Annotated in this window: 17 protein-coding genes; 16 read left to right on the top strand and 1 reads right to left on the bottom strand. The window is 67.5% G+C overall.

Translation table 11 applies throughout. The annotated features are described in order from the left end of the window. The first annotated feature begins 107 nt into the window (after positions 1 to 107). From AC07Q9_RS29975 to AC07Q9_RS29925, 11 genes are all read left to right on the top strand, one after another. Positions 108 to 425 carry a c-type cytochrome gene (locus tag AC07Q9_RS29975; RefSeq protein ID WP_101491419.1) on the top strand — a complete coding sequence of 106 codons (318 nt, stop codon included), beginning with the start codon at positions 108 to 110 and terminating at the stop codon, positions 423 to 425. Between the two features lie 19 nt (positions 426 to 444). After that, on the top strand, positions 445 to 1809 hold the full coding sequence (soxC, locus tag AC07Q9_RS29970) for a sulfite dehydrogenase (RefSeq protein ID WP_495312784.1): 1365 nt from the start codon (positions 445 to 447) through the stop codon (positions 1807 to 1809). Beyond that, a complete protein-coding gene (locus AC07Q9_RS29965) occupies positions 1793 to 2839 on the top strand; it encodes a c-type cytochrome (RefSeq protein WP_495312783.1) in 1047 nt (348 codons plus the stop codon). The genes soxC and AC07Q9_RS29965 overlap by 17 nt, the downstream gene beginning before the upstream one ends. A gap of 19 nt (positions 2840 to 2858) precedes the next feature. After that, positions 2859 to 3317, top strand: coding sequence for a thiosulfate oxidation carrier protein SoxY (gene soxY / locus AC07Q9_RS29960; RefSeq protein ID WP_095950317.1), 459 nt, complete (start codon positions 2859 to 2861; stop codon positions 3315 to 3317). Between the two features lie 46 nt (positions 3318 to 3363). Next, positions 3364 to 3675 (top strand): thiosulfate oxidation carrier complex protein SoxZ, encoded by a 312-nt coding sequence (gene soxZ / locus AC07Q9_RS29955; protein ID WP_172438442.1) that lies wholly within the window; start codon positions 3364 to 3366, stop codon positions 3673 to 3675. Between the two features lie 67 nt (positions 3676 to 3742). Further along, complete coding sequence (gene soxA, locus AC07Q9_RS29950; RefSeq protein WP_489061175.1) at positions 3743 to 4546, top strand: sulfur oxidation c-type cytochrome SoxA; 804 nt, start codon at positions 3743 to 3745, stop codon at positions 4544 to 4546. Between the two features lie 12 nt (positions 4547 to 4558). Further along, positions 4559 to 5212 (top strand): sulfur oxidation c-type cytochrome SoxX, encoded by a 654-nt coding sequence (soxX, locus tag AC07Q9_RS29945; RefSeq protein ID WP_495312782.1) that lies wholly within the window; start codon positions 4559 to 4561, stop codon positions 5210 to 5212. Positions 5213 to 5231: 19 nt separating this feature from the next. Continuing rightward, positions 5232 to 6956, top strand: coding sequence for a thiosulfohydrolase SoxB (gene soxB, locus AC07Q9_RS29940; RefSeq protein WP_495312781.1), 1725 nt, complete (start codon positions 5232 to 5234; stop codon positions 6954 to 6956). 43 nt (positions 6957 to 6999) lie between these two features. Beyond that, positions 7000 to 8115: a YeeE/YedE family protein gene (locus AC07Q9_RS29935; RefSeq protein WP_495312780.1), complete on the top strand. Its 1116-nt coding sequence runs from the start codon at positions 7000 to 7002 to the stop codon at positions 8113 to 8115. A 184-nt stretch (positions 8116 to 8299) separates the two neighbouring features. Next, positions 8300 to 9295: a DUF3829 domain-containing protein gene (locus AC07Q9_RS29930; RefSeq protein ID WP_495312779.1), complete on the top strand. Its 996-nt coding sequence runs from the start codon at positions 8300 to 8302 to the stop codon at positions 9293 to 9295. A gap of 8 nt (positions 9296 to 9303) precedes the next feature. Continuing rightward, positions 9304 to 9651 carry a hypothetical protein gene (locus AC07Q9_RS29925; RefSeq protein WP_495312778.1) on the top strand — a complete coding sequence of 116 codons (348 nt, stop codon included), beginning with the start codon at positions 9304 to 9306 and terminating at the stop codon, positions 9649 to 9651. Positions 9652 to 9670: 19 nt separating this feature from the next. Here AC07Q9_RS29925 and AC07Q9_RS29920 read toward each other — a convergent pair whose 3' ends face one another. Next, positions 9671 to 10882: a hypothetical protein gene (locus AC07Q9_RS29920; RefSeq protein WP_495312777.1), complete on the bottom strand. Its 1212-nt coding sequence runs from the start codon at positions 10880 to 10882 to the stop codon at positions 9671 to 9673. A gap of 236 nt (positions 10883 to 11118) precedes the next feature. On the opposite strand from AC07Q9_RS29920, the gene AC07Q9_RS29915 reads away from it, so the two are divergent. The 5 genes from AC07Q9_RS29915 (at position 11119) to kdpB (ending at position 16142) form a co-directional block, all read left to right on the top strand. Next, positions 11119 to 11769: a hypothetical protein gene (locus AC07Q9_RS29915; protein ID WP_495312776.1), complete on the top strand. Its 651-nt coding sequence runs from the start codon at positions 11119 to 11121 to the stop codon at positions 11767 to 11769. 214 nt (positions 11770 to 11983) lie between these two features. After that, positions 11984 to 12124, top strand: a complete 141-nt coding sequence (locus AC07Q9_RS29910; RefSeq protein ID WP_169805043.1) for a hypothetical protein — start codon at positions 11984 to 11986, stop codon at positions 12122 to 12124. Continuing rightward, positions 12121 to 12219: a K(+)-transporting ATPase subunit F gene (kdpF, locus tag AC07Q9_RS29905; protein WP_056576794.1), complete on the top strand. Its 99-nt coding sequence runs from the start codon at positions 12121 to 12123 to the stop codon at positions 12217 to 12219. The genes AC07Q9_RS29910 and kdpF overlap by 4 nt, the downstream gene beginning before the upstream one ends. A gap of 1 nt (position 12220) precedes the next feature. After that, positions 12221 to 14020: a potassium-transporting ATPase subunit KdpA gene (gene kdpA, locus AC07Q9_RS29900; protein WP_495312775.1), complete on the top strand. Its 1800-nt coding sequence runs from the start codon at positions 12221 to 12223 to the stop codon at positions 14018 to 14020. Positions 14021 to 14033: 13 nt separating this feature from the next. Next, positions 14034 to 16142, top strand: a complete 2109-nt coding sequence (gene kdpB / locus AC07Q9_RS29895) for a potassium-transporting ATPase subunit KdpB (RefSeq protein WP_495312774.1) — start codon at positions 14034 to 14036, stop codon at positions 16140 to 16142. The last annotated feature ends 9 nt before the right edge of the window (positions 16143 to 16151 follow it).

Genomic DNA, 16151 nt, shown 5'->3' with positions numbered 1-16151 from the left:
AGCAAAGCCCTTCCCTTGTTCACGATCGTCCCTAAAATCAATACATAACGATTTACTTATTTAACGATGAAACCGGCCGCTTCGGGGCGCGTTTCGAGGAGACCGAATTGAAGTTGCTGCTGCCGTCGCTCGCCGTCGCTGTCACCGCCTTGCTGCTGTCGACACCGGCCCTTGCCAACAAGGAACTGGCCCAGAAGAACGCCTGCCTCGCCTGCCACGCGGTCGACAAGAAGCTGGTCGGCCCCGCCTACCTCGACGTCGCGAAGAAGTACACCGGTCAGGCCGATGCGCTCGCCGTGCTCACCGCGAGCATCCAGAAGGGCAGCACCGGCAAGTGGGGCGCCGTGCCCATGCCCGCCCAGCCCGCGATGAGCGAGGCCGATGCCAAGGCGCTGGCCGCCTGGGTGTTGGGCGGCGCCAAGTAAGGCCCACGGACGCGACGCGATGAGCGGCAGCATCCAGCAGACCGGGCAGGTGCGCAAGGCACCCGAGAATTTTCTCAACGCGCAAGGCGTGCGCGCCGTCTTCGCCGAAGCCGGCAAGGGGCGGCGCGACTTCATCCGCAACGCCTTCGCCGCCGCCGTGGCAGGCACCGCAGCGACGTCGTCCGCGCTCGCGCAAACGCGCACCGCCGTGGGCGACGGCGACCCCGCCGTATTGAACCTGCCCGCGCACAGCACGGGCCTCGGCCAGCCGGTGGTCACCGACGGCTACGGCAAGCCTTCCAAGTACGAAGCCAACGTGCAGCGCCGCCAGAGCCCGGGGCTCACGCCGACCGCGCAGGCCTCGGTGTCGTTCGCGCCACTGCAGTCGCTGTTCGGCATCGTCACGCCCAGCGGCCTGCACTTCGAGCGGCACCACCAGGGTTGGTGGGACATCGATCCCTCGAAGCACCGCCTGATGGTCAACGGCATGGTGAAGACGCCGAAGGTCTTCACGCTCGACGAGCTGATGCGCCTGCCCTCGGTGTCGCGCTTTCACTTCATCGAGTGCGGCGCCAACACCGGCATGGAGTGGGGCAACGTCGCCGTGCCCACGGCCCAGTACACGCACGGCATGCTGTCGTGCAGCGAGTTCACCGGCGTGCCGCTGATCACGCTGCTCGAGATGGCGGGCGCCGACCTCAAGGGCGAGCGCTTCGTGCTCGCCGAGGGCGCCGACGGTTCGTCGATGACGCGCACCATTCCCATGAGCCTCATCCGCTCGGGCGAGGTGCTGGTGGCCTACGGCCAGAACGGCGAGATGCTGCGGCCCGAGCAGGGCTACCCGCTGCGGCTCGTGGTGCCCGGCGTGCAGGGCGTGAGCTGGGTCAAGTACCTGCGCCGCATCGAACTGGGCGACCAACCCTACGGCGCCAAGGACGAGACCGTGCACTACGTCGACCTCATGCCCGACGGCCAGCACCGCCAGTACACCAGCATCCAGGAATGCAAGAGCGTCGTGACCACGCCCTCGGGCGGGCAGATGCTGCTCGACAAGGGCTTCTACAACATCACCGGCCTCGCGTGGTCGGGGCGCGGCAAGGTGAAGCGCGTGGACGTGAGCGTGGACGGCGGGCGCAACTGGCGCACCGCGCGGCTCGAATCGCCCGTGCTCTCGAAGTGCCTCACGCGCTTCAACATCGACTGGGTGTGGGACGGCACGCCCGCCATCATCCAGAGCCGCGCGATGGACGACACCGGCTACGTGCAGCCCAGCTACAAGCAGCTGCGCGCGGTGCGCGGCACGCGCTCGATCTATCACAACAACGCCATCCAGTCGTGGCAGGTGCAGGCAAACGGGGAGGTGGCGAATGTCCAGCTTTCCTAAGCGCGCGCTGCTGTTGCTCGTTCTCGCATGCGGTGCCGCTGCATGGGCACAGCCCAAGGCGGCAGGCTACGCCGGCATCGGCCGCGACGCCACGCCCAAGGAAGTGGCCGCGTGGGACATCGACGTGCGCCCCGACTTCAAGGGCCTGCCGCCCGGTTCGGGCTCGGTCACGCGCGGGCAGGACCTGTGGGAAGGCAAGTGCGCCTCGTGCCACGGCGTGTTCGGCGAATCGAACCAGGTGTTCAGCCCGATCGTCGGCGGCACCACGGCCGAAGACATCAAGAGCGGCCACGTCGCGCGCCTGAAAGACCCGGCCTTCCCGGGCCGCACCACGCTGATGAAGGTCACGAGCCTGTCGACCGTGTGGGACTACGTGTACCGCGCCATGCCGTGGAACCAGCCCAAGTCGCTGACGCCTGACGACGTGTACGCCGTCACCGCCTACATGCTGAACCTCGGCGGCATCGTGCCCGACGACTTCACGCTGTCCGACAAGAACATCCGCGAGGTGCAGGCCCGCATGCCCAACCGCAACGGCGGCACCACCGCGCACGCGATGTGGCCCGGCAGCGAGTTCGGCCGCGCGGCCAAGCCCGATGTGTCGGCCGTGGCCTGCATGCGCGACTGCGTGCCGGCGGCGTCGTCCGTCGCGCAACTGCCGCCGCATGCGCGCGGCAGCCACGGCAACCTCGCCGACCAGAACCGGCTGGTGGGCGCGCAGCGCGGCATCGCCACCGCGGCGCCTGCTGCTGCCGTGAAGACCAGCGCACCGGCCGCAGCACCGAAGGTGCCCGTGGCGCTGCTCGAGAAGAACAGCTGCACCGCCTGCCACGGCATGACGCAGAAGCTCGTCGGCCCCGCCTTCTCGGACATCGCGAAGAAGTACCCCGGCCAGACCGACCACCTGCTGCAGAAGATCAAGGCAGGCAGCACCGGCGTCTGGGGGGCGATCCCGATGCCGCCGCAGACCCTCGGCGACGATGATGCCAAGGCCATCGCACGCTGGCTCGCCGACAGCGCCGGACCATGATTCGACAGGAGACAACCCCATGAAAAACCGCAGACAGATGCTCACGCAGTCCGCCGCCCTCGCAGGCCTGGCGGCCACCGCCGGCTGGCTCCCCGCCACCGCGTTCGCCTATTCGAAAGACGCCTTCGACGCCAAGAGCGTGGCCGACGCGCTCAAGGCCGTCGGCGTCACCGGCGCGCCCACCGAGAGCAAGGACGTCACCATCACCGGCCCCGACATCGCCGAGAACGGCGCCGTGGTGCCGCTCAGCGTGGCCACCGCCTTGCCTGGCGTGAAGCAGCTCATGCTGCTGGTCGAGAAGAACCCCAACGCCGTGGTCGCGATCTTCAACACTTCGGAGTTCGTCGAGTCGAACTTCACCACGCGCGCCAAGCTGGGCCAGTCGTCCGACGTGTACGCGATCGCGGTCATGAACGACGGCAAGGCGCTCTTCGCCAAGAAGGAAGTCAAGGTCACGCTCGGCGGCTGCGGCGGCTGAGCGACGGGCTTCACACACAGAACACGACGAGAAGAAGGAGACCACCATGGCAGATCCCATGCGCATCCGCGCCCAGGCCGCGGGCGACAAGACGACCGTGCGCATCCTCATGGCGCATGAAATGGAAACCGGCCAGCGCAAGGACGCCGCCGGCAAGACGATTCCCGCCTGGTTCATCCAGGAGGTCACGGCCTCGCTCAACGGCAAGACCGTGCTCACGGCCGACTGGGGCCCTGCGGTGTCGAAGAACCCCTTCATGCAATTCACGCTGAAGGGCGCGAAGGCCGGCGACAAGATCGCCGTGACCTGGAAGGACAACCGCGGCGACACCCGCACCGACGAAGCCACCGTCAGCTGACGCTTTCTTCGCCCACGCGGGCGCTCGCTCGCGTGTTGTGTTCCCCACGAGAAAAAAGGGCGGCCCCATGAGGACAACCACATGCCTGAGCCTGCTGGTGCTGGCCGGCAGCATCGCACTGCCCGCCGCGGCGCAGAAGACCACGGCCGAAGGCATCGCCGAGTACCGCGCGCTGCTGCAGGACGGCAACCCCGCCGAACTGTTCGAGGCCAAGGGCGAAGACCTCTGGAAACAGAAGCGCGGGCCCAAGGCCGCGTCGATGGAGAAGTGCGACCTCGGCAAGGGCCCGGGCGTGGTGAAGGGCGCGTTCGCCGAACTGCCGCGCTACTTTCCCGACACCGGCCGCGTGCAGGACATGGAGTCGCGCCTGCTCACCTGCATGGAAAGCTTGCAGGGCTTCGATGCCGCCGCCATCGCCAAGACGCCGTTCGGCCAGGGCGAGCAGAAGAACCTCGAGGGGCTGGTGGCGTGGATCTCGGCCGAATCGAAAGGCCTGCCGCTGAACCTGCCGCAGTCGCATGCGAGCGAACGCCGCGCCTACGAAGTGGGCAAGCGCCTGTTCTTCCTGCGTGCCGGCCCGCACGACTTTGCCTGCGCCACCTGCCACGGCGCCGACGGCAAGCGCATCCGTTTGCAAGACCTGCCCAACCTCACGAAGAACCCCGGCGCCGGTGAAGGCTTCGGCGCTTGGCCGGCGTACCGCGTGTCGTCGGGCGAGCTGTGGGGCATGCAGCGCCGGCTCAACGACTGCTTCCGCCAGCAGCGCTTTCCGTACCCGGGCTACGCCAGCGACGTGACCGTGGCACTGGCCGTGTACATGGGCGTCAACGGCAAGGGCGGCAAGACCACCGCGCCCGCCATCAAGCGCTGAAGGAGCCACGCCATGAAGTCTGATCATTTCTTCGGCCTGGCCGCCGTGGCCTGCGCGCTCACCGTGTTCGGCTGCGCGTCCGTCGACAGCGCCGCCGAGCTCGACAAGCTCACCGCCGACGCGCTGCAGCGCTCCTTCCGCGACCAGGGCATCGCCAAGGTCGACCGCCTCGTGCAAGACCCGGCCAACCTCGCGTGCAGCGAAGCCGATGCCAGCGGCCAGCCGCTGGACGAGCAGCGCACCAAGGAGATCGAGGCCGCCAATATGAAGACCGTGCGCTGGCCTTCCGACGGCAAGTTCGTCGGCGACTGGCGGGAGGGCGAGAAGATCGCGCAGAACGGCCGCGGCCTCACCTGGACCGACGCCGCGAATGCGGCCAACGGCGGCAATTGCTACAACTGCCACCAGATGTCGAAGGAAGAAATCTCCTTCGGCACGCTCGGCCCGAGCCTGTACCACTACGGCAAGCTGCGCGGCGTGAGCGACCCGGCCAGCGCCGCGTCCAAGCCCATCGTCGAATACACCTGGGGCAAGCTGTGGAACGCGCGCGCCTACAACGCCTGCTCGAACATGCCGCGCGTCGGCCATTCCGGCATCCTCAACGAGAAGCAGATCCGCGACGTGATGGGCTTGCTGCTCGACCCCCAGTCTCCCGTCAACCGCTGAACGCCCGGCTTCCTTTTTCATGAACCTTTCCAAGCGCGAGTTCGTCCAGATGCTCGGTGCCGGCGCTGTCGCCGGCCTGGGCCTGGGCCGCCACGGCAGCAGCATGGCCGCCGGCCTCGACGGCATGTACACCGTGCCGGCCTTCGGCAACGTGTCGATGCTGCACATGACCGACTGCCATGCGCAGCTCAAGCCGCTGTACTTCCGCGAACCGGGCGTCAACATCGGCGTGGGTGCCATGCGCGGCAAGGTGCCGCATCTCGTGGGCGAGAACCTGCTGAAAGCCGCCGGCGTGAAGCCCGGCACGCGCATGGCGCATGCGCTCACCTACCTCGACTTCGACAAGGCCGCGCAGCGCTACGGCAAGGTCGGCGGCTTCGCGCACCTGGCCACGCTGGTCAAGCAGCTCAAGGCCAGCCGCCCCGGCGCGCTGCTGCTCGACGGCGGCGACACCTGGCAGGGCTCGGCCACGTCGCTGTGGACCGACGCGCAGGACATGGTCGATGCCTGCAAGCTGCTCGGCGTCGACGTGATGACCGGGCACTGGGAGTTCACCTACGGCATGGCGCGGGTGCAGCAGATCATCGAGAAAGACTTTGCCGGCAAGGTCGAATTCGTGGCGCAGAACGTCAAGACCGCCGACTTCGGCGACCCGGTGTTCAAGCCGTATGTGATGCGCGAGATCAACGGCGTGCCCTGCGCCATCATCGGCCAGGCCTTTCCGTACACGCCCATCGCCAACCCGCGCTACATGGTGGCCGACTGGACCTTCGGCATCCAGGACGACAACCTGCAGCGCGTGGTGAACGAGGCGCGCGCCAAGGGCGCGCAGGTGGTGGTGGTGCTGTCGCACAACGGCATGGACGTCGACCTGAAGATGGCCAGCCGCGTCACCGGCATCGACGCCATCCTGGGCGGCCACACGCACGACGGCACGCCCATGCCCACGCTGGTGAGCAACGCGGGCGGCAAGACCATCGTGGTCAACGGCGGCTCCAACGGCAAGTTCCTCGGCGTGATCGACTTCGACGTCAAGGGCAAGAAGGTGAGCGACTTCCGCTACCGCCTGCTGCCCGTGTTCTCCGACCTGATTCCGGCCGACAAGGAGATGGACGCGCTCATCACCCGCGTGCGTGCGCCCTACGAGGCCAAGCTGGCCGAAACCCTCGCGCACACCGACGGTGCGCTGTACCGGCGCGGCAACTTCAACGGCACCGGCGACCAGCTGCTGCTCGACGCGCTCATGGAAGTCCAAGACGCGCCCATCGCCTTCTCGCCCGGCTTCCGCTGGGGCACCTCGCTGCTGCCCGGCCAGGCGATCACGCGCGAGTGGCTGATGGACATGACGGCCACCACGTACTCGTACGCGACGGTGACGCAGATGACCGGCGAGACGCTCAAGACCGTGCTCGAAGACGTCTGCGACAACCTCTTCAACCCCGACCCCTACTACCAGCAGGGCGGCGACATGGTGCGCGTGGGCGGGCTGCAGTACACCTGCGACCCGACGGCCGCCATGGGCCAGCGCATCCAGGACATGCGCCTGGGCGGCAAGCCCATCGACGCCAATCGCAGCTACAAGGTCGCGGGCTGGGCGCCCGTGAGCGAAGAGGCGCGCACCGCCGGCAACAAGCCGGTGTGGGAGGTCATCGAGCCGTGGCTGAAGTCGCGCAAGGTGGTGACCACGCGCCGGCTCGACGAACCCGTGCTGAAGAACATCGCACCGAACCCCGGACTGGCCTGAATTGAGCCCCCGCGCGCGCGAGGGCGCTCCCTAGAATCGGGGCATGTCCATCGCGCAGCTTTCCCTTCTCACCACGCTCGCGCTCGTGGCGGCCTTCGTGCTGTCGGCAGTGTTCGGCGCCGTCGCGCGCGCCACGCGCTTTTGCACCATGGGCGCGATCAGCGACGTGGTGGCGCTGGGCGATTGGACCCGCGTGAAGCAGTGGGCCGCGGCCGGTGGCGTCGCGCTCATCGGCTTCTCGGCGCTCGTGTCCGCGGGGCTCGTCGATGCCGACCGCACGCTCTACGCCTCGCACCAGATCCTCTGGCTCGCCGCGCTGGTCGGCGGCCTGCTGTTCGGCGTGGGCATGGTGCTGTCCTCGGGCTGCGGCAACAAGACGCTGGTGCGCCTGGGCGGCGGCAACCTCAAGGCACTGGTGGTGCTGGTGCTCATGGGCGTGTCGGCCTTCGCCACGCTGAAGGGCATCACCGCGGTGCTGCGCGTCGCGACCGTCGATGCGGTGCACATCGACCTGGCGATGAATGCGTCGCTGCCTGATGTGCTGGCCGCGTCTTTCCAACTGAAGGCAGCGTCGCTGCGCCTCGCGCTCGGCCTGGTGCTCGGCGGCGCGCTGCTGGTGTGGGCCGCCTGGGGCCGCGAGACGCGCGACGTGCGCAGCCTCGTCGGCGGCATGCTGATCGGCGCGCTGGTCGTCGGCGCATGGTGGCTCAGCGGCCACTGGGCGGTGGTCGAGGAGCATCCGCTCACGCTCGAGCACGTGTTCCTCGCCACCAACTCCGGCCGCGCCGAAGCGCTGAGCTTCGTCACGCCGGTGGCCTACGCGCTCGACTGGCTCATGTTCTACAGCGACGCCAACAAGCGGCTCACGCTGGGCATCGTGTCGGTCGCCGGCGTGGTGGTAGGTGCCGCACTGCACGCGCTGTGGTCGCGCGAATTCCGCTGGGAAGGCTTCGCCGGCACCGGCGACCTCGCGCACCACGCGACGGGCGCGGTGCTCATGGGCATCGGCGGCGTCACGGCCATGGGCTGCACCATCGGGCAGGGCCTGAGTGCGTTGTCGACGCTGAGCATCGCGAGCCTGCCGGCCATCGCGGGCATCGTCATCGGTGCGGTGGTAAGCCTGAAGTACCAAGCCTGGCAGCTCGAACGCACGCTCTGACTTTCCAGGGCACGCATTGAAGCGAATCCTCACAATTTAGTTCGGTGCGCGGGGCGTTTTTCGCGCGTTCGCGACGATCGGGCGCGGTGGCGCTGGCTATCATTTTCCGCACCTGTTGCCGCTGCGAACGATGGCCTTCATCGACGGGCGCGGCACCGAACAACCACAACCGAGGGAGAGCGCCATGACCGCGCACAACAACCGATCGGCGCGCACGCGCCTGTTTGCCCTGAGCCTTTGCTTCTGTGCCGTGCTCGCGGCCTGCAAGGAAGACAGCAAGCCGACGCCGGCGGCGGCCTCGCCATCGCCATCCGCATCGGGCAAGACCCAGCCCGCCAAGGACCCGGCCCGCGTGCAGGCCGCGGCCCGCACCACCTACAGCCAGGGCTACAACCGGCTCATCGACGACAACCGCAGCGTGGGTGCCAAGTACAAGAGCTACGTGCAGATGAACGTGAACGGCAAGTCGCCGAGCGGGAACTCGTTCTATGGCAGCCCTTCCGATGTGCAGTCCATCGTGGACGACCTGAAGAAGGCACGTGCCGACGGCTCGGGCGACGCGGCGCTCGACGCGGCCGTCGACGGCGTGGTGGCCACGGGCGAGAAGCTCGTCGCCGTCTGGACGCCGATGGACCCGTACTACCGGTCCAAGAGTTTTCTCGAAGACAAGTGGGTCAAGGGCCGCGCGGCCGACGCCGACATGAACGCCGGCTTCAAGGGCCTGCTGGCCAGCATCGACAAGCTGGGCAGCGAGCTGGACCGCGTGCAGGAGGCGTCGCGCACCGAACGCATGGCCAAGCTCAAGGCCGAGGGCGACATGCTCAACTACCACACGCTGGCCTCGATGGCGGTGGCCAAGAAGTTCGTCAACGGCCTCGACCAGATCGACGGCCTGAAGAACAAGGACGCCGTCGCCAAGGTCGATGCAGCGGCCAGCGAGTTGCAGGCCTCGCTGGAAGAACTCTCCAAGGCGCTGGAAGAAGCCAAGGCCGCAGCCAAGGCCAAGGGGGAAGCAGGCAAGGCGCCCAACTACAACTACGAGTCGCTGCACGGCAGCCTGCTGAACATGATCGGCCAATGGCGCACGTTCAAGGACAGCAAGTTCCCGTCGACGTACAAGAACATCGTGAGCTACTACAACTCCGCCGTGGGTTCGTACAACCGCGGCTTCGGCCGCTGACCCGGGCCATGGGCACCGCGCGGGTTCTTTCGCGCGGCGGCGTCGCGGCCCTGGCGGTCGCGGCGCTTCTCGTTGCGACGGGGTTGGCGGGATGCGGCAGCGCCCGCGAGACGCAACAGATTCCCGTCACCGCATTCCGCAACTACGGCGCGTCGCCGCTGCAGCACACCTTCTACATCGGCTCCGACGCGCGCTTCCACCGCTTCCAATGGTCCAACGGCAAGCAGGGCGGCACCTGGCTGATCGCGCGGGCCGAGATGGACATCGTCAACGAAAAATCGGCAGACGACCCGCGCGCCGCCCGCGCCGGTTACTTCGTCAGCCGGCGTGACGACGGGCGGTGGATGGCGCACTGAGCCTGTCGCTCGCCCGGAATCATCGGGGCATCACGTCCATGACCACCGGGTAGTAGATGTCATAGACAGGGCCTCCGTCCGGGGTGTAGCGGAACTGAACCTGTGCGCTGTAGCGTCCAGGCGGCAGGCATCGGTCGTTGTAGCAGGCCTGCACCTGCGTACTCCAGCTGTAGCTCTTCGTCGCGTACCTGGGCAAGCCCGCTTCGTTGTAGAAGTAGTCATAGAGCCACAGGTTCGGCCCTGGGTACATGCTGGTGTCCACGCCGGGCGGTGTGTTCATCACCATGCCCATGTAGCGCATCTTGTCGCTGGTGTTGCCCGGGAAGAAGACCGCGTTGTCCTGTGCGGGCGCCAGGGTGGGCGTTCCTTCCTTGACCACGAAGTGCGCCTCCGGTTTGGCCAGGACGTAGGGCGCGTTGGAGGGGTTGGTCAGCACGCTCACTTCGAGCAGCCTGGACAGTTTCTGCCCGTCCGAGGTGATGGCGCTCACGCTGAAGCTGGCCTTGTACGACGTGGCGCTCGGCAGCAGCGCCGGCAGCGAGACCACGAGGTTCGGCGAGTCGTCGCCCGCCTTCTCGACCTTGAAGGTATCGGTCGACCCGATCGCCGGCGCGACGGCCCATGAGGCGGCGCCCTCGGGCAGCGTGACCGGAACCGTCACAGGCGCCACGGCGGCGCCGAAGGGGGTGACGAAGTCGACGTTCTTGCTGCCCAGGACCAGTCCGGTCTTGACGGTGATCGCATACGGAATCTGCGGATTCTCGACCCGGATTTCCGACTGGCATGCCGTGTCCAGGCAGGCCTTGATCGTCATGTTGCCCTTGTAGGTCTTGGGGCCGTCGGGTGCGATCTTGCCGGTCATGTTCAGCGAAGCCGACTGTGCCGCGGCATTGATGGCGATGGCGGGCTTCTCTTCGAACAGCGGATCGGGCATGACGACAAGGAGCACCAGCACCTTGCCGCTGAGCAGATTCACATCGCCCGACAGCGTGCCCGACACCAGGACGCTCGGGACCATCTGCCCTTCGTAGACCGTCTTGTCGATGCTGGCCGGCTGGTTGATGCGGATGGACAGGCCATTGACATAGTTCACAGGGGGTGCGACGGGCGCGATGCCGATCGGAAAACCGCCACCACCGCCTCCTCCTCCACCACCTCCGCCGCCACAAGCGGCGATCACCAGGGACGCAAGGCCGGCCGCAGCCGCCTGAAAGACACGCTTCAGTTTCATCTCTTCCTCTCAGTGGATTGCACTTTTTTGCGGGCCCGATCGATCGCTCTTTCGGTCCGCACCCTCTTTGGTTGGCGCTGGCTTCCTGCGCGCTCGTTTTCAGAGATTGTTGTCGATTCCACCTGGCGGCGGCAAACAACCTGACAGGCGTCACCGATCGCGCTGTCTTGGCAGACATGCACCCGACCCGATCGGCAGATAGCATGCGCGTTCATCCCCACCAACTTCGCCCCCGCATGACCCTCTCGACGAGAAACCTGAAGGCGCTTCCAGACATTCCAACGTTGAAGCGACTGACCCAGTCTCTTGCAATGCTCGACGCCATGCTCTCGCCGGAGTGGGAGTACCGGTACTACGCGTTCAACGCCGCGTGGTCGGATGAGGCGGCGATGGCATCGATGCGCAATGGTTCGGGCGATCATTGGTTTGCCATCTTCTGCCAGGCCGGCGCCGCGCTCCACGGGCTTGCGCACGAGGCTCCGGCATTCCGGCCGGGGACGCCATGGCCCGGAATCTTCGAACGGCTGCCGGCGGAGTTCCGCGCCAACCTGCTGGAAGAGCCGGCGTTCACAACCAGCGACAGCACCTTCTGTCTCTGGCGCCTGAGCCATGAAGAACGCTGGACTTGCGGACCGGTCGAGCTTCCGCCGGGTGAAGATCCGGATGGCTCCGCCGAGCTGCTTGGCATCCTCGCCGGCCGGCCCGAGCAGTACGTCGAATTCGCGACCGACTACTACGAATGCGACCTCGACCTGGGCGATGTCGAGGCGATCTATCGGCACCAACCGCTCAGCGACGCGCTCGTCCGGCGATTCAATCCCGACCTCGACATGGTGTCGCTCGGAAATGACATCGCCGAGATCGGGTATCCCCGGCAGGTGGACTGACAGGGCCGCGCCATCGGCAACAGCCTCGGCTGTTGGAACGGCCCCGGCCCCCTTGCTGGTGCTCGCCGAGACATTCGACGCGACGCACCAGGCGGGCCTCATCCTCTGCGTTGCCCGCGTTTTTACGCTTTCTTTACGCCCCCCCACCCACTCTTTCCCCCGGTTTTACGCACGCCTGCCGAGACTCGTTTCATCTTGTTTGCAGGAGTGATGAATGGACATCGTCTGGATGGGCGCCTTGCTGGCGCTGTGGGTCGTGGTGGCGGCCATGGTCGTCGGGTTGAACCGGCTCGAAGGGCCGCAGAAGCCGCACGCGGGCGTTGAGACAACACGCACGCCGGGGGATGCATCGTGATCGGCCTCGAAGTCCTGTACGGCTTCGGCGCGCTGGTCGCCGTGGTCCTGTTCGCGTACCTGGTGTTCGCGCTGATCTGCGCCGAGGAGTTCTGACATGGAAACCTCGGCCTGGGTCTTGCTGGCCCTTTTCCTCGGCGCGCTGCTCGTGCTGGCCTGGCCGCTGGGCAAGCTGCTGGCCGCGCTGTGCGCCGAGCGCGTGCCGCGCTGGATGCAGCGCGTCGAAGCGCCGCTGTACCGGCTCGCGGGCACGCAGCCCGAGCAGTCGATGCACTGGCTGCGCTACGCGCTGGCGCTGCTGGCATTCAACGCCATCGGCGCGATCTTTCTCTATGCCCTGCAGCGCCTGCAGGGCGGGCTGCCGTTCAATCCGGCCGGCATGGGTGCGGTGTCGCCCGACTCGGCCTTCAACACGGCGGTGAGCTTCGTCGCCAACACCAACTGGCAGGGCTACGCCGGCGAGTCGACCATGAGCTACCTCACGCAGATGCTCGGGCTGGCGGTGCAGAACTTCCTGTCCGCCGCCACCGGCATCGCGGTCGCCTTCGCACTGGTGCGCGGCTTTGCGCGCCGCGGTGACGGCAAGGGCCTGGTCGGCAACTTCTGGGCCGACGTGACGCGCGTCACGCTGTGGGTGCTGCTGCCGATCTCGTTCGTGCTCGCGCTGTGCCTGGCGGGGCAGGGCGTGATCCAGAACTTCGACGCCTACAAGAGCGTGCAGACGATCGAAGCCACGGCCTTCCAGCAACCGAAGAACGGCCCCGACGGCCAGCCGCTGAAGGACGACAAGGGCGCCCCCGTGATGGAAGACGCCACCACCCCCACGCAGACGCTGGCCATGGGCCCGGTCGCTTCGCAAGAGGCGATCAAGATGCTCGGCACCAATGGCGGCGGCTTCTTCAACGCCAACTCGGCGCACCCTTACGAGAACCCGACGGCGTTCAGCAACCTGCTGGAGATGCTGGCGATCTTCCTGATTCCGGCGGCGCTGTGCTTCGCCTTCGGCCGCGTGGTCGGCGACCTGCGCCAGGGCTGGGCCGTGCTCGCGGCGATGACAGTGCTGTTCGTGGTGGCGGTGCTGGTCGCCACGCCCGCCGAGCAGGCCGGCAACCCGCTGTTGGGCCCGCTGGGCGTGGACCAGATGGCGAGCGCATTGCAAAGCGGCGGCAACATGGAAGGCAAGGAAGTGCGCTTCGGCATCGATGCCTCGGCCCTCTTCGCCGCCGTGACCACCGCGGCCTCGTGCGGCGCGGTGAACGCCATGCACGACTCGCTCACGCCCATCGGCGGCATGGTCCCCATGGTGCTGATGCAGCTGGGCGAGGTCGTCTTCGGCGGCGTCGGCAGCGGCCTGTACGGCATGCTGGTGTTCGCCATGCTCGCGGTGTTCATCGCGGGGCTGATGATCGGCCGCACGCCCGAGTACCTGGGCAAGAAGATCGAGGTGCGCGAGATGAAGCTGATCTCCATCGCCATCCTGGTCACGCCCGTGTTGGTGCTGGCGGGCACGGCGCTGGCGGTGAGTGCGGGCGCGGGCAAGGTCGGCATTGCCAACCCCGGCGCGCACGGCTTCTCCGAGGTGCTGTACGCGCTGACCTCGGCCGCCAACAACAACGGCAGCGCCTTCGCGGGCCTGTCGGCCAACACACCGTTCTACAACGGCCTGCTCGGCCTGGCGATGTGGCTCGGGCGCTTCGCGATGATCGTGCCGGTGCTCGCCATTGCCGGCGCGCTGGCCGCCAAGAAGCGCCTGCCCGTCACCAGCGGCACGCTGCCCACGCACGGCCCGCTGTTCGTCTTCCTGCTGATCGGCACCGTGCTGCTGGTCGGCCTGCTCAACTACGTGCCGGCACTGGCCCTCGGGCCGATCGTCGAACACCTCGTGCTCTGGAAATAAGAAGGAGCGCACCATGACTGCCAAAACCAAAACTTCCCTCTCGCTGTTCGACGCAGCACTGGTCAAGCCCGCGCTGTGGGGCGCCTTCGCCAAGCTGAACCCGCGCACCCAGTGGCGCAACCCGGTGATGTTCATCGTCTACATCGGGAGCATCCTGACGACGCTGCTCTGGGTGCATGCGCTGAGCTTCCCGGGCGACACCGGCATGCAGCCCGCCTTCGTGCTGGCCGTGACCATCTGGCTGTGGTTCACCGTGCTGTTCGCCAACTTCGCCGAGGCGCTGGCCGAGGGCCGCAGCAAGGCGCAGGCGGCCTCGCTGCGCGGCCTGCGCAAGGACACCTGGGCCAAGAAGCTGAAGGACCAGCAGCAGCCGCACCACGGCGCGCCGTGGCTGCCCGAGCAGGCGCCGAACCTGCGCAAGGGCGACGTCGTGCTGGTCGAAGCCGGCGACGTGATCCCGCTCGATGGCGAAGTGATCGAAGGCGTGGCCTCGGTCGACGAGAGCGCCATCACCGGCGAATCGGCACCCGTGGTGCGCGAATCGGGCGGCGACTTCTCGGCCGTCACCGGCGGCACGCGCGTGCTGTCCGACTGGCTGGTGGTGCGCATCTCGGTGAACCCGGGCGAGTCCTTCCTGGACCGCATGATCGGCATGGTCGAGGCGGCCAAGCGCCACAAGACGCCGAACGAGATCGCGCTGACCATCCTGCTGGTCGCGCTCACCATCGTGTTCCTCATGGTCACCGTCACGCTGCTGCCGTTCTCGGTGTTCAGCGTCGAGGCCGCAGGTGCGGGCACCGTGGTGTCGCTCACCGCGCTGGTCGCGCTGCTCGTGTGCCTGATCCCGACCACCATCGGCGGCCTGCTCTCGGCCGTGGGCGTGGCCGGCATGAGCCGCATGATGCAGGCCAACGTGATCGCCACCTCGGGCCGCGCGGTGGAAGCGGCCGGCGACGTCGACGTGCTGCTGCTGGACAAGACCGGCACCATCACGCACGGCAACCGCCAGGCCAGCGCCTTCCTGCCCGCGCCCGGCGTGCCCAAGGGCCGCCTCGCACGCGCCGCCATGCTCGCCTCGCTGGCCGACGAAACGCCCGAAGGCCGCAGCATCGTCGAGCTGGCGCGCCGCGACGGCCTGGAGGCCGCCTCCGTCGACGTGTTGCGCTATGTGCCCTTCACCGCGCAGACCCGCATGAGCGGTGTCGACCTGCCGGCCGCAGCCAACAGCCTGGACACCGACGCCATCGTGCTGCGCAAGGGCGCGGTCGATGCGGTGCGCCGCCATGTCGAATCGTTCGGCGGCACCATGCCGGCCGAGATGCTGCGCGCCGCCGAAGAGACGGCACGCCGCGGCAGCACGCCGCTGGCCGTGGCCGAAGGCAACCGCGTGCTCGGCGTGGTCGAGCTCAAGGACATCGTCAAGACCGGCATCCGCGACCGCTTTGCCGAGCTGCGCCGCATGGGCATCAAGACCGTGATGATCACCGGCGACAACAAGCTCACGGCCGCCGCCATTGCGGCCGAGGCCGGCGTGGACGACTTCCTGGCCGAGGCCACGCCCGAGGACAAGCTCGCGCTGATCCGCAAGTACCAGGCCGAAGGCCGGCTGGTCGCGATGACCGGCGACGGCACCAACGACGCCCCCGCGCTCGCGCAGGCCGACGTGGCCGTGGCCATGGGCAGCGGCACGCAGGCCGCGAAGGAGGCCGGCAACATGGTCGACCTCGACTCCAACCCGACCAAGCTGCTCGAGGTGGTGGAGACCGGCAAGGCGCTGCTCATGACGCGCGGCTCGCTCACCACCTTCTCGATCGCGAACGATGTGGCGAAGTACTTCGCGATCATTCCGGCGATCTTCGTGTCGACCTACCCGCAGCTCGGCGCGCTCAACGTGATGCGCCTGGCCAGCCCGTCGTCGGCCATCCTGTCGGCGGTGATCTTCAACGCGCTCGTCATCGTGTTCCTGATTCCGCTGGCGCTCAAGGGCGTGCGCTACCGGCCCGTGGGTGCGGCCGCGCTGCTGCGCCGCAACCTCGCTATTTATGGCCTGGGCGGTTTGCTCGTTCCCTTCATCGGCATCAAGTTGATCGACTGGCTGCTGGTTGCAGTCCATCTGGTCTGAGGAGTTCTT

It is taken from the genome of Variovorax sp. GW821-FHT09A10 (assembly GCF_059418385.1).
This window is presented reverse-complemented; position numbering and strand designations above follow the sequence as displayed.